The organism is Sphingorhabdus pulchriflava (genome assembly GCF_003367235.1).
Taxonomy (GTDB): Bacteria; Pseudomonadota; Alphaproteobacteria; order Sphingomonadales; family Sphingomonadaceae; genus Sphingorhabdus_B; species Sphingorhabdus_B pulchriflava.
The window spans coordinates 820,567-834,093 of sequence record NZ_QRGP01000001.1 but is presented as its reverse complement, the minus strand read 5'-3'; the positions used below and the strand labels follow the sequence as shown (position 1 = coordinate 834,093).

Genomic DNA, 13,527 nt, shown 5'->3' with positions numbered 1-13,527 from the left:
CTGAACTAACCTCGCAAGATGCCGTAAAAGCTGGCCTTGCGTGGGCTAGAGCTTGGCGCGGCATAATCTGCTTCGGGGGAGGCAATTATGACAACACAGGCACAGACTGATTCCGCGCTGCGACCTGTGACAAAGGCTGCGCGTATCGACTCGCTCGACATATTGCGCGGCGTAGCCGTGCTCGGCATCCTGTTGATGAACATCACCGGATTTGGCTTGCTGCCTCATGCCTATGGAAATCCGATGGCCGATGGCGGGGGCACGGGCATCAATCTGACAACTTACCAAACCACGACAATCCTGTTTGAGGGCACGATGCGCGGCATTTTCTCGCTGCTGTTTGGCGCAAGCATTGTGTTGCTAACCGAACGAATGGAGCAAAGCGGCGCCGGTCTGGATACCGCAGAAATCTATTTCCGGCGAATGTTCTGGATGTTGGTCTTCGGCTTCATCCACTGGTCGCTGCTGCTTTGGTATGGAGAAATTCTCTTTGCCTATGCAATGTGCGGTTTCGTGCTGTTTGCCTTCCGCAAGATTGCCGCAAAGTGGCAACTTGCTGTGGCTGCCCTTCTCTTGCTCGGTGCTGCCGGGTTCCAAGCGCAGAGCTACAAGGAGGCTGCCGCGATGCAAGCCTCAGCTAACGACGCTCTGGCTGCTAAAGATGCTGGCCAAAAGTTGAGCAAGGAACAGGAAAGCGCGATTGAGGGTTGGAATGGCTTGCGCGAACATTTCTATCCGACTGCGGAAGCCGCAAAGGCGGTGCGCAATATCCACAATGTCGGATATTGGCAGGCAGTTACCGACCAGTTCGACAGCAGCTATCAATTCCAATGGACCGAGGCCCCCTTCTGGCTGATATTTGACATGTCTTCCTTCATGCTGATCGGCATGGGATTGCTGAAACTGGGCGTCCTATCCGCAAGCCGCAGCCGTCGTTTTTACCTGGCTTTGATGGTCACAGGCTATGGCATCGGTGTTCCGTTGGGGCTTTACGAATTGAACCTGATCTTGGCCTCCGGTTTTGAAGTGATGGGATTCAAGTCGGCAGATATCACGTATCAATTCAGTCGGCTTGCCATGGTCTGCGGCCATCTGGGCTTGATATTGTTGTTCATCAAAAGTGGGTTACTGCAATTCCTGCAACGTGCCTTGGCAGCTACAGGGCAGATGGCGTTGAGCAATTATCTGGCACAGACGCTGATCTGCGTAACTTTGTTCTACGGCTTTGGTTTCGCGCTGTTCAGCAAACTCGAACGGCATGAACTTTACATCATTGTTGCTGCCATCTGGACTGTTGAGCTGATCTGGAGCCCGATTTGGCTACGTCACTTTCGTTTCGGGCCATTTGAATGGCTTTGGCGTTCGCTGACCTATTGGCAGCGCCAGCCAATGAAAATCGGCTAACAACTGCCCCCTTGTTGAGAACGGTTTAATCGCGCATATCCGCATTTCAGGCAGCTTCATGCCAAACAAGCCGGATTATATTGCATGACTTTTCGAATGCCTGCCGAATGGGCGCCACATGAACGCGTCTGGATCGGCTTTCCGTCCGATCCCGCCGCCTGGGGTGAGCCGCTGGCCGAGGCACAACGCCAGATAGCCGCCTTTGCCAACGCCGTTCATGATGGCGGCGAAGGAGAGGCGGTGCACCTGATTGCCAAAGGCGCCCAAGCAGCAGCCAGAGCTCGCGATCTTTGCGATGCCGGCGTGATTGTCGAAGACCGGCTGATCGGCGATATCTGGTTGCGCGATACCGGCTGCATCATCACTGGCAACGGCACCGACCGTGTGGCGCGCAACTTCGGTTTTAATGGTTGGGGCAACCGGTTCGATTATGAAGGCGACCAGACCATTGGGCGCGAGATGGCTGAGGCGGCTGGCTTTCCCGTGACCGATTGTGGCTGGATTCTCGAAGGCGGCTCGATCGATGTCGATGGCGAAAGTCTTGCTGTCACCACGGTCGATTGCCTGCTCAATCCCAACCGTAATCCGAACCTTGACCGAGCAGCCATCGAAGCGCGGCTGGCCCGCGATCTCGGTATCGACCGCCTATTGTGGCTCGGCGACGGCCTCGCAAACGACCATACCGACGGCCATGTCGATAATTTGGCGCGCTTTGTGGCCCCCAATCATCTTGTGCTGCCAGAAGCGCGCGATGCCGATGACCCCAATGCTGCAGTTTACGCCGATGCCCGCCGCCGCTCCGAAGCCTTTGGCTGCAAAGTCACCCCGCTGCCCTCTGTTGGCCGCTTTGAGCAAGATGGGGAGGCTGTGCCAGCCAGCTATATGAACTTCTATGTCGGAAACAGCGCGGTTGTGGTCCCGGTATATGGTAGCCTTTATGACGAAGTCGCGCTGGCCGAATTGGAACCGCTATTCCCTGACCGAAAAATCATCGGTCTGCGCGCCGACGCTGTGCTGACTGGTGGCGGAAGCTTCCACTGCTCTAGCCAGCAAGTGCCGCTTTGACTGTATTCCCTTGCAGCGCAAGCTGACGCATAAGGAAGATAGAAAATTCCAGAGAGAGGACCTCCCCGATGAAAAAGATGCTATTTCTCGCCTTGGCAGCAACTGCCCTTTCCGCGCCCGCAATTGCGGAAAATCACGGTCACAAGCACGACAAGGCACATGCCGCTACGCACAAAGCGCATCAGGAGCGCATGGCTAAAATCCTTGCCGATCCTTCGCGCGCCGAAGATGCAAAGCGCGACAAATATCGCCATCCAGCCGAAACCTTCGAATTTTTCCGCATTCACCCAGATCATGTCGTAGGCGAATATGCGCCGGGCGGAGAGTGGATCTCGCGAACGCTCGGGCGCTACATGGAAGGCAGCGGCAAGTTTAACGGCCTTTATTTCAGCACCACCGTCTTTGCAGATGAAAAGACCCGTGAAGCCGTAAAGGCCGGTGCGGCCAAATTCCCAGATGACGTCGCGAAAGTCACCGGCAAGCCTGCATCCGACTACCGAGCCTTCACACTCGATGCCATTCCCGAAGGCGCAAAGGGCACGTTCGACCGGATCATTGTCATGCGCATGATGCACAACCTTTTCCGCTGGAACATGGCCGATCAGGAAATCAAACGGATGCGCGAACTGCTCAAGGATGACGGCCTTCTCGGCATCGAACAGCACCGCGCCAAGACCGATGCACCCTATAGCTATGCCGATGGCAATAAAGGCTATCTGCGCGAAGCCGATGTCATCAAGTTCATGGAAGTGAACGGCTTTGAACTGGTCGCGAAGAGCGAAATCAACGCCAATGCCAAGGACAGTGCCAACTGGCCCGACGGCGTGTGGACGCTTCCTCCTGCCCTTCGCCTCAAAGATGTCGACAAGGCCAAATATGAAGCGATTGGCGAAAGCGACCGCATGACCTTGCTCTTCAAGAAGCGGCCCTAAAGTTTTGGAACTTGCCATTCGCGCCATGTTGTCGGGGTTGCTGGTTGCAACCATTGCCCTGATCGCCAGAAAAAGCCCGGGACTTGGGGGATTGATTGCTTCCATCCCCCTCGTCTCGACGCTTGGAATGATCTGGCTTTGGCGCGATACCGGCGACCCGAAGCTGGTTGCCGATTATGTCTATTCGGCATTTTGGTATTTCTTGCCATCAATTCCGATGTTCCTACTAATCCCATGGATGTTGCGGTCCGGACATGGTTTTTGGCCGGCCCTGTCAGCCGGTATTGCATTGACCTTCATACTGTATTTGCTGACAATCGGGATTGCCGCGCGTTTCGGCGTGCGGCTATAGGCAAGGCATGACACGCACAATCACCGTCGCCGCGCTCCAACTGCCTCTGCAGGGTAGCGAGTCCGATAACATTGAAGCAGTCTCTGCTTTGATAGAGAAGGCGGCGTCTGATGGTGCGCAAATCATTCTTCCGCCTGAGCTCTTTTCCGGGCCCTATTTCTGCAAAACACAGGAAGAAGCGCATTTCGCGCTCGCTCGCCCCACATTGGAGCACCCATCGGTGCAGGCGATGACGAAGCTGGCGCAGAAGCTGAAAGTCGCCATTCCGACCAGCTTTTTCGAACGCGACGGCTCACATTTCTATAATACCTTAGCGATGATCAACGCCGACGGGGAAATCCTCGGCACATATCGCAAAAGCCACATCCCCGATGGCCCCGGTTATCAGGAGAAATATTATTTCCGTCCCGGCAATAGCGGTTTCAAGGTGTGGGATGTCTTCGGCACCCGCATCGGTATCGGCATTTGCTGGGATCAATGGTATCCTGAATGCGCGCGTGCCATGGCGCTGATGGGGGCGGAAATGCTGTTTTACCCCACAGCCATCGGTGCGGAACCGCAGGATGCCACGCTCGATACCCGTCATATGTGGCGGCGCGCAATGGTCGGCCATGCCGTGTCCAACTGTATGCCGGTGATCGCTGCCAACCGCGTTGGTGCCGAATCCGACCATGGTGGGCCAGCGCAGAAATTTTACGGCACCAGCTTCATTGCCAATGAATGGGGTGATGTTGTCTGCGATCTGGATGAAAGTGAGACGGGCGTACTCGTCGCCAGCTTCGACCTCGAACAAGCGCAACTGCATCGTGCCAGCATGGGCTTTTTCCGTGATCGCAGACCCCAGCTCTATGGGCGGCTGGTGGAGGATCGCTAAGACGCGAGTCCGCCTGTTACATTTTTGCAACAAGGTCTGTTAAATCGACCTGGACGTCGATTTCATACAATATCCAGAAAGCTTCGTTGCGCTAACCGGGCTTCGTGATCGCACGGCTCCACTCGCCTGCGGTCGCATTCATGGGTCGCACCAACTTGTTTCCGAGGAATCGGAACCAATTGAAGGAACTTACCATGAAGAAACTTTCACTCATCTCGGCTTCTGCCATTGCCATGATCGCAAACCCCGCATTCGCTCAGGATGCAGATTGGACTGGCCCTTATGTCGGCGTCCAGGCTGGATATGGCACGGGATCGTCCGACACCGATGTGGCTTTAAGCGGCGCTTGGACCACGGAATCACAAGGCTTGCGAGATTATGTGACGTCGACCTTTGCCGACGGCCGCAAACCGGAAGGTTTCAACTTCGGCGGTCAGCTGGGCTATAACTATCAGACCGCTGATAACTTCGTCCTCGGTGCCGAGGCTGATTTCACCATCTTGAACGCCGATGACAGCCGCTCGACCGGATTGGTTCCGACAACCCCATTCCCAACGCTAAGCTACAATTTTGGTAATGGCGTTGATGCGAAACATATGTTCTCGCTGCGCGCTCGCGCCGGTATAGCGATGGATAAGACGCTTATCTACGCATCGGGCGGCTGGGCGTGGACCAAAGCCGAATTCGCAGCAACGATGGCGTCAAACGGCGGGTACAATAAAGCCGGTGGAACCAAGAAGACGCTGGACGGCTTCATCATCGGCGGCGGTGTTGAGCACAAATTCTCCGACGCAGTCTCGGCTCGCCTCGACTATGCATATACCGATCAGGGTGGCACCAGCTATGTGACCGGATATCTTCCAGGCAGTACCTTTGTGACACCTGCCTACACGGAAACCTTGCGCCAGGATCTGGATATGCACCTGATCCGCGTTGGGCTGAACTTCCACTTCTGATCGTCACGCTCCGGGGCTGCTTGGGGGAATTGGCAGTCCCGGATTGCGCTTCCCCGCCTCGCGCAACCGCGCTAGGCGGGGATATGACCGGAAAATCCTCACATCTCTATCTGATCGCACTGGGCTCAAACCAGCGTCACGAACTCGCAGGCAGTCCGCAAAAAATCATCGAGCAGGCCATCGAAGCCCTGGAAATGCGGGATATTGACGTGTTCGCACAGTCATCAGTCATCGAAAGTGCAGCGATGGGCTCGTCAAGGCGCCGCTATGCCAATGCGGTTGCGGTGATCGCGAGTGACCTTGATCCGCCCGCCTTGCTGCGCCGTTTGCACTCGATCGAAATCCATTTTGGCCGACGACGGAATGGTCAACGCTGGCGCGCGCGTACGCTTGATCTCGATATTCTCTTATGGTCGGGCGGGATCTGGTCTGGCGAACGCCCTGCGCTTGGCATTCCGCATGCCGCGATGCGTGACCGCAACTTCGTGCTCGGCCCGGCTACTGAAATCGCACCGGATTGGCGCGATCCGTTGACCGGCCTGACCATAAGGCAACTTTTTCATCGCTTGAACCGCCCCAAGCCGCTTGACCGTTGGCAAAGCCCGCATTAGGGGGAGCGCTCCTGAGCGCGCGGGAGCTTCCGCGCCGTGATGGGCCCTTAGCTCAGTCGGTAGAGCAACTGACTTTTAATCAGTAGGTCGCTGGTTCGAATCCAGCAGGGCTCACCATTTTATGTCTTTTTATCATAAGCTTGGATCGAACCTCAAATTTGCATACAACAACTCGATGATAGCTAGGTAGCTTTCTAGGTAGCTACATTGTTTTTCTGGCGCGCCAAAGTTAGCTGTCATTTGGAGTCAATGCGATGGACCGAATTATTAAACGTGTCGTCGCCATAGTGATTCACGGGGATGGGTGGTCCTCAACGCTGGAGTTCGATAAGCGTTGATTTACATGTCAGCGAAATCAATTTTTACGAAGCAGTGAACTTGGTGCATGCCTTGAAAACTAAATCGATTCGTTCCGCCTTCATCGCCCGACGGTCAGAGCAGCGACCATATAAGCGGCCGCATCTTTAAGTGTTTCGAAGCTCATATCTGGCTGTTCGGGCGTAAGCGGTCCAACAGCGGCAAGTCGTTCCAGCAGCGTCAATATCGCACCGGCGCTTGCCCTCGGCGAGAGGTTATCAGGCACGAGGCCCTTTGATTGCGCGCGCATTATCTGACCAGTCAAAGCTTCAATCAAAGGGGCGACACTTTGACGGCGTGCTTCTTGAAAACGAATATCACCCTCTTCCGAAGCCAGATTGCGGCAGCGGAAAACGGTACGCCACCGCCACCAGTGTGCACAGTACAGTTCGACAAAACGTCGTGCACGGTCCTGCTGTCCTAGCTCTGACCAGTTTTCTTCGGCCATCTTGACCAGTTCCGGCGTGCTTTGCGTAACGTGTTCCAAGGCAGCCAGAAGCACCTCAGGCACACCTTCAAAATACACGTAGAAAGTCGCAGGTGAGGTACTCGCGGCACGCGCGATGTCCGCTACAGACAAATCGCGCAGCCCATGCGTCTCAAGCAATTCGATGGTCGTTTCGATTAGCTTTTGTCGGGTCCGCAGGCCTTTGGAACCAATTTTCTGGCCAATCTGGTTATGTAGGGCCGTGTCTAGGACAACTGACCCTGACACAAATTTATTCAGCATTGAGCGTCCCTCCATCACTCGTCACTTGTTCGACCATCCGTTAGCGGAAAAAAACAAGTTGAACAAGAATTGACGCATCGTCAATTTTACTAGATAACGAGTCGCAGGAGAGGATAAAGCGATGAAACCGCTTGCCGGAAAAGTTGCCGTCGTGACGGGTGCGTCAAAAGGGATGGGGCGTGTGTTTGTCCGCGCCCTTGTCGATGCTGGCGTTCACGTCGCAGCGATTGCCCGGCCATCTGTCGAACTCGATTCTCTGCGCCATGAATTGGGCAAAAGCGCGCTAACCGTCGAATGCGACATTACAGACTCCGCGCAGGTTAATGACGCCATCACTGCATGTGTTGGCAGATTCGGCCAGCTGGACCTGCTCGTCAATAATGCAGCAATCTTCCATCCTTTCCTGACCGAACTGGCGACGGACGAGGATGTTGCGAACCATTTCAACACCAATGTGTTGGGAACTGTCTGGATGATCAGGGCGTCGATACCCCACCTAAAAAAAACCAAGGGGCACATCGTTTCAATATCCAGTGAATCGGTAGTCCATCCCTTTCCGATGCTAGCGACTTACGCAGCATCAAAAGCAGCTGTAGAGACCTTTTCGACAGCACTCGCTGACGAATTGCGGTCAGATGGTATCCGCGTCTCCGTTCTACGATCGGGTTCAGTTGCTGGCGGAAGTGGCGGTGATAGCTGGAGCGCGGACGCGAAACAGGCATTTTATGCCAAAATCATGGAAACCGGTCATGCCCAGATGGCGGGATCTGCAGCGTCCGCTGAATCGATGGCTCAGGCGTTAATCGGTATTGTCGGATTGCCCGCCGATGTTTGCCCAAGGCTGATTGATGTTCGCGCGGCACAATCCGGTGTCCCCGAAGGTACCAAACAGCAATGACGGCAACGGTCGCATCTGGCTCGTTCGACTGGGTGGCTTTGAAGCCTTATCTACCCTTGCTGATAGCGCTTTGGATCGCGGAAGTAACAGGCTCGTTTGAGGCGGCAATGATCCTCGCAGCGATGCGACCGTTGCTTCAGGATTTTGGTGATCCGGTGGCTCTTGGTTGGTTGATTTCCACTTTCGGTATCGTCGGTGCTGCCTCGGCCGCAGTGGTGGGGCGGCTTGGCGACCTTTTCGGTCGGCGTCGATTGTTGATTTTCGTGCTAGCCATTGCCTTTATAGGTTCCTTGATCAGTGCCTTTGCGCCAAATTTTGGTTGGCTGTTGTTCGGTCGTACATTGCAGGGGCTTTCCGGCGCTGTGCTTGCTCTGTGCATCGGCTTAGTTCGCGAGAAAATGCCGGCACCTATTGTGCCGATGGGAATTGGCCTCATGATTTCGGGTGCATCGCTGGGCACGGCTGCCGGGTTGGTGCTTGGCGGCTGGATTGCCGACAATTTCAGCTGGCAGGGCATTTTCGTAGCAAGTGCTGCATTTTGCGCTTCAACCATAGCGGCCTGCTTGCTTTGGGTCACCCCTTCCGGTCGTCTCGAAAATGTCGGCAAAACAGATTGGTTGTCGGGCATACTCTTTGCGCCAGGCACATTGGGTGTGCTGTATTACGCTGCCTCACTCGCCAAGACTGGTTGGGATGAACCGCTGAGCCTTGCGACGCTTTTTGCTGGGATTATTCTGCTGGCGATATGGGTGTGGCATAGTTTGCGTATCACAAACCCCTTGTTCGATATCCGGCTGCTCGCACGTCGGGACATCAATATTCCGATCGGCGTTTCAACTCTGGTGGCGCTCAGTTCACTTCAGATCACTCTGGTATTCGCGGTTTTACTCCAGACACCTGCATGGACGGGAATCGGCATCGGGGTAACGGCGTTTCTGGCAGGGCTGGCGAAGCTGCCATCAAACATCTTGTCGACCTTTGCCGGGCCGCTTGGCGGCTGGTTGACCGGTCGCGGTGGAGGGAGGACAACCATGTTGTTCGGTGGTTGTCTGGCCACATTGGGATGGATTCTGGCGCGGTGCTTCCACCAGGATTACTGGACGGTTGTAGCTGTGCTCTGCATAATTTCCTTCGGAACAACCATATTATTTTCCGTCGCACCCACGATTATGGCGATGGCAGCACCACCTGATCGGGTGAGCGAGGTGGTTGGCATGTTGAGCGTGGTGCGCGGCCTTTTCGCCGGCATCGGATCGATGATGGTGACGTTGTTGCTCGCCAGCGAGACACTGAAAGATCCTGCCAGCAATGCAAGCTATCCAACGATCGATGCCTATCATCTGACGGTTACTGTCATCACCGGCTTTGCCATCCTTGCCACATTTACGGCGCTCGCGCTGCCCAAAGGAAAGATCGAAATGCAATGAGCCTACCCCGTCCCCGTCCTGCGCTGACCGCCGACAATCGCCCTTTCTGGACTGGCGGAGCGCGGGGAGAACTGCTGATCGAGCAATGCGATGCCTGCAATTACTACATCCACCCGCCGACCGGCTTTTGCCCTGAATGTGAAAGCCGAAAGACGCATTTCCAACCCGTGTCAGGCAAGGCGTTCATCGACACCTTCACCATCAACCACAAACAGTGGATGCCCGGAATGCCCGATCATATGGTGTTGGCAATGGTTCGGCTGGCAGATGCACCCCATGTTCGGCTGGTCACCAATATCGTTGGCTGCGACCCCGAACTGGTCGAGTTCGATATGCCAGTGAATGTGACATTCGAACAGTCGGATGACCTCTGGATACCTTTATTCGCTCCGGAGTTATCCGCATGACCTCCTATCCCGAAAAACAGACGGCTATCAGCGGAATTGGCCAGTCCAAAATATCGCGCGGGGCGGACAAGCCAGCACTCGGCCTGACAATCGATGCCGCACTTCAGGCCATTGAAAATGCGGGTCTCAAGCGCGAAGATATCGATGGCATGGCATGCTGGCCGGGCGGCACCGGCGAAGCGAATGGCTTCGCCCCGATTAGCATACCGGTGCTGCAAGACGCGCTACGGCTCAAACTTAACTGGTACTCAAATGCCAGCGAGACCTCTGGCCAATATGGCGCACTCTTCAACGCAATCGGGGCCATTGCAGCCGGGCTAGCGCGGCATGTGCTGATCTATCGAACCATGTACGAGGCCACCGCGCGCAAGACCAGTTTCGCGAATGCGCTTAGCCAGCCTGGAGAACCGGTTTATGGAATCTTCAACTGGTATGCGCCTTACCATGTATATGCAGCGTCGCTACAGCAGGCATTGTTCTTCAATGCCTATGTCCACAAGTCTGGAATCAAGCCGGAACAGGTCGCACAGATTGCAATCAACGGACGGCGCAATGCTGCACTAAATCCGGCAGCAATCTATCGCACACCGATTACCGTCGATGACTATATGGCGTCGCCGATCATCGCAACGCCGCTGCGGCTGTTCGATTGCGATGTGCCCTGCGACGGGTCGACGGCCATCATTCTTTCACACCGGGATGCCGCAAAGGATGGCCCTAACCCGCTGACCTGGATTGAGGCCGTTGGCAGTTCGATGCGCTATCGCAACAGTTGGACCCAGATGGAGGGCGACGCGCTCGCCACACAATGCCAGCCAGAGGTTGCAGCAATGATGTGGAACCGTACCGATCTGACGGTGAAGGATATTGACGTCGCCGAACTCTATGACGGCTTCAGTTATCATACGATCAACTGGCTCGAAAATCTGGGAGTTTGCGACCGCTGGGGTGCGAAGGATTTTATCGAGGGCGGTCACAGGATTGCGCTGGATGGTGAATTTCCGATCAACACCAATGGCGGAGCAATGTCTGCTGGCCGGATGCATGCCTATGGTCAGGTTCATGAAGCCTGCATCCAGCTGTGGGGCTTGGGCGGCGAGCGACAAGTGAAACGCAAAGGCAAGGATACACCCAAGGTTGCGGTTATGACGACAGCCGGCGGTCCACTGGCGGGTTCGTTCCTGCTGTGCCGGGATTAAGGAGGATATGATGACGAATTTGATGAGCTATGCCGGCAAGCGTGTCGTAATTGCAGGGTGCTACTCCGGAATGGGGGAAGCGTGTGCGCGCATTTTGACGGAGTTGGGAGCGGAAGTACACGGTGCCGATATCCGCACCTCCCCCGTCGCGCTAGCTAGCTTTACCGAGCTCGATCTCAAGGATTGGACCGCCATTGACCAGGTGGTCGCCACAATCGGAGGTGAGGTCGACGCAGTATTCAACTGCGCCGGGCTTCCCCAGACCTATCCGGCGGCGGACGTCGTCGCGGTCAATTTTCTGGGAATTCGCCATTGGAGCGAACAATGGATGCCGCGGATGCGTCCCGGAGCTGCCATCGTCAGCGTGTCATCAAACGCCGCTATGGGCTATATGCAGCGCATCGGTTTGATCAGCGAGTTCGTTGCGATTAAGGACCGGGCAGAAGCGCTGGACTGGGTTGCTGCTCATCCCGATGATGTTGCGGACGGTTATGGCTTTTCCAAGGAAGCTTTGGCGGTCTGGACACAGCAACGCGGTGTCGATCTGATCACCCAAGGCAAGCGCATCAACTGTACTTTCCCCAGCCCAACTGCGACGCCGATGATGAGCGAATTCACTAAAATCGCGCCTCAAGCCGTGTTCGACTTCTTCTCCAAACCAATTGGCAGGCAGGCGACGTCCGAAGAACAGGCCTGGCCGCTGATTTTGCTCAACAGCCCGGCTGCAAGTTTCATCAATGGCGTTTGCCTGCCAACCGATGCGGGCTTTACCGGAGGTGTTTTAACCGGCCTTGTTGATATGGCCGCCTTCCGGGCGTCGCTTGCGGGAGGTCAATAATGTTGAAACTGCAGCAGCCTGATAGCCTTTACATTGGTGGTGAATGGGTGCGCGCTTCGGACAAAGAAGCGGTCATCAATCCTGCAGATGAAAGCGTAATCGCCGAAGCGCCTGTAGGAAGGGCCGCGGCGATTTCCGATGCCATTGGTATCGCTTACGATGCCTTTCACAACGGCCCGTGGCGCCGCATGGCTGTGACGGAACGGCAGTCAAAGCTGACGGAATTTCTCGACGCTATTGATCGGCGGAAGGCGGAGATTGTCGAACTCATCATAGCCGAGGCCGGTTCTACGCGGATGCTCGCCGATTTCCTGCAGTTTGGAATCCCGATGAAGCATGCACGCAAGACGGTGGAGATCGCTTCAAGGCCTGCAATGTCGTCACTCCCCGTCGAGCTTACGCCCAATGCCCAAGGCGGCAAGACGCTTGGCACCGGTGTTGTCAGCAGGGAACCGGTTGGCGTCGTGTCGGCAATCACACCCTATAATTTCCCCTTCTTTCTCAACATTGGAAAAATCATACCTGCACTGGCAACAGGGTGCAGCGTTGTCCTCAAACCCTCTCCTTACACCCCAATAGAAGCGCTGTTTCTTGGCGAAATTGCCAACGAAGTTGGCCTGCCCAAGGGTGTACTCAACATCGTGACCGGTGATATTGAGGCTAGCAAACTCCTGACTACCGACAAGCGGATCGATCTTATCCACTTTACCGGATCAGACAAAGTTGGCGCAATGATCCAGGCACAGGCATCGCATAACCTTACGCGCTGCGTCATGGAACTGGGCGGAAAGTCGGCGTTAATCGTACGTCCGGATGCAGACCTGTTGCAAGCGGCACAAGCGGGCCTCGGGGGTTTCGTCACCCACTGCGGACAGGGTTGTGCTTTGCTGACCCGCCATCTCGTCCACAACTCTGTGAAGGACCAATATGTAGAAATGCTGCGCGGCATGCTGTCCCACGTTAAAATTGGTAACCCGCAGGACCCGAGCGTCTCCTTTGGACCGCTCATCCGAGAAGTCGCGCGAACGCGCACCGAATCTTTTGTCGAAAGCGCCTATGCGGATGGCGCGAAGCTGGTTTCAGGCGGCAAACGCCCGGATGGCTTCGACAAGGGCTTTTTTTACGAACCCACGCTCTTCGTCGATGTGAGAAGCGACAGTCGATTGGCGCAGGAAGAGGTATTCGGTCCCATCGGCGCAGTCATGGGCTTTGACAGCGATGATGAGGCCATCGCGATCGCCAATAACAGCGATTTCGGCCTTTCGGGTGGCATATTCTCGGCCGATGCGGGCACTGCCTTCGAAATGGCGCTGCAATTGCGCACCGGCGGCGTTTCGATCAACGGCGGCGCGGGAACGATGCAAAGCGAGGCGCCGTTCGGCGGTATCAAGCGTTCCGGCTATGGTCGCGAATATGGCGTAGATGGGCTGAACGAGTTCACTTACCAAAAAACCATTTCATTCCACGGAGCCTGACC

14 protein-coding genes and 1 tRNA gene are annotated in these 13,527 nt (G+C 55.6%); 14 read left to right on the top strand and 1 reads right to left on the bottom strand.

All coding sequences use genetic code 11. The annotated features are described in order from the left end of the window. The first annotated feature begins 87 nt into the window (after positions 1 to 87). The 8 genes from DXH95_RS04230 to DXH95_RS04195 all read left to right on the top strand — a co-directional run bounded on the left by DXH95_RS04230 (position 88) and on the right by DXH95_RS04195 (position 6,311). A complete protein-coding gene (locus tag DXH95_RS04230) occupies positions 88 to 1,404 on the top strand; it encodes a DUF418 domain-containing protein (protein ID WP_115548181.1) in 1,317 nt (438 codons plus the stop codon). 84 nt (positions 1,405 to 1,488) lie between these two features. Beyond that, a complete protein-coding gene (locus DXH95_RS04225) occupies positions 1,489 to 2,469 on the top strand; it encodes an agmatine deiminase family protein (RefSeq protein ID WP_115548180.1) in 981 nt (326 codons plus the stop codon). A 68-nt stretch (positions 2,470 to 2,537) separates the two neighbouring features. Continuing rightward, positions 2,538 to 3,401, top strand: a complete 864-nt coding sequence (locus tag DXH95_RS04220; RefSeq protein WP_115548179.1) for a class I SAM-dependent methyltransferase — start codon at positions 2,538 to 2,540, stop codon at positions 3,399 to 3,401. Positions 3,402 to 3,405: 4 nt separating this feature from the next. Further along, positions 3,406 to 3,753 (top strand): DUF3147 family protein, encoded by a 348-nt coding sequence (locus tag DXH95_RS04215; protein WP_239016535.1) that lies wholly within the window; start codon positions 3,406 to 3,408, stop codon positions 3,751 to 3,753. 7 nt (positions 3,754 to 3,760) lie between these two features. Further along, positions 3,761 to 4,627 carry an N-carbamoylputrescine amidase gene (aguB, locus tag DXH95_RS04210; RefSeq protein ID WP_115548178.1) on the top strand — a complete coding sequence of 289 codons (867 nt, stop codon included), beginning with the start codon at positions 3,761 to 3,763 and terminating at the stop codon, positions 4,625 to 4,627. A gap of 194 nt (positions 4,628 to 4,821) precedes the next feature. Beyond that, positions 4,822 to 5,583 carry an outer membrane protein gene (locus DXH95_RS04205; RefSeq protein ID WP_181883571.1) on the top strand — a complete coding sequence of 254 codons (762 nt, stop codon included), beginning with the start codon at positions 4,822 to 4,824 and terminating at the stop codon, positions 5,581 to 5,583. Between the two features lie 83 nt (positions 5,584 to 5,666). Beyond that, on the top strand, positions 5,667 to 6,194 hold the full coding sequence (gene folK, locus DXH95_RS04200; RefSeq protein ID WP_115548176.1) for a 2-amino-4-hydroxy-6-hydroxymethyldihydropteridine diphosphokinase: 528 nt from the start codon (positions 5,667 to 5,669) through the stop codon (positions 6,192 to 6,194). A gap of 41 nt (positions 6,195 to 6,235) precedes the next feature. Beyond that, a tRNA-Lys gene (locus DXH95_RS04195) sits at positions 6,236 to 6,311 on the top strand. Positions 6,312 to 6,612: 301 nt separating this feature from the next. On the opposite strand, the gene DXH95_RS04190 is transcribed toward DXH95_RS04195, so the two are convergent. After that, positions 6,613 to 7,281 carry a TetR/AcrR family transcriptional regulator gene (locus tag DXH95_RS04190; RefSeq protein WP_181883570.1) on the bottom strand — a complete coding sequence of 223 codons (669 nt, stop codon included), beginning with the start codon at positions 7,279 to 7,281 and terminating at the stop codon, positions 6,613 to 6,615. A gap of 121 nt (positions 7,282 to 7,402) precedes the next feature. Here DXH95_RS04190 and DXH95_RS04185 point away from each other — a divergent pair, with 121 nt between their 5' ends. Genes DXH95_RS04185 through DXH95_RS04160 form a run of 6 tightly spaced genes read left to right on the top strand, consistent with a single transcriptional unit; the run spans position 7,403 to position 13,525 of the window. After that, positions 7,403 to 8,179 carry an SDR family oxidoreductase gene (locus tag DXH95_RS04185; RefSeq protein ID WP_115548174.1) on the top strand — a complete coding sequence of 259 codons (777 nt, stop codon included), beginning with the start codon at positions 7,403 to 7,405 and terminating at the stop codon, positions 8,177 to 8,179. Then, complete coding sequence (locus tag DXH95_RS04180; protein ID WP_115548173.1) at positions 8,176 to 9,606, top strand: MFS transporter; 1,431 nt, start codon at positions 8,176 to 8,178, stop codon at positions 9,604 to 9,606. Before DXH95_RS04185 ends, DXH95_RS04180 begins: the two co-directional genes overlap by 4 nt. After that, positions 9,603 to 10,013: a Zn-ribbon domain-containing OB-fold protein gene (locus DXH95_RS04175; protein WP_115548172.1), complete on the top strand. Its 411-nt coding sequence runs from the start codon at positions 9,603 to 9,605 to the stop codon at positions 10,011 to 10,013. Before DXH95_RS04180 ends, DXH95_RS04175 begins: the two co-directional genes overlap by 4 nt. Next, positions 10,010 to 11,212 (top strand): thiolase family protein, encoded by a 1,203-nt coding sequence (locus DXH95_RS04170; RefSeq protein ID WP_115548171.1) that lies wholly within the window; start codon positions 10,010 to 10,012, stop codon positions 11,210 to 11,212. The genes DXH95_RS04175 and DXH95_RS04170 overlap by 4 nt, the downstream gene beginning before the upstream one ends. A gap of 7 nt (positions 11,213 to 11,219) precedes the next feature. Continuing rightward, on the top strand, positions 11,220 to 12,050 hold the full coding sequence (locus tag DXH95_RS04165; protein ID WP_239016534.1) for a coniferyl-alcohol dehydrogenase: 831 nt from the start codon (positions 11,220 to 11,222) through the stop codon (positions 12,048 to 12,050). After that, a complete protein-coding gene (locus DXH95_RS04160; protein WP_115548170.1) occupies positions 12,050 to 13,525 on the top strand; it encodes an aldehyde dehydrogenase family protein in 1,476 nt (491 codons plus the stop codon). The genes DXH95_RS04165 and DXH95_RS04160 overlap by 1 nt, the downstream gene beginning before the upstream one ends. Positions 13,526 to 13,527: the final 2 nt, after the last annotated feature.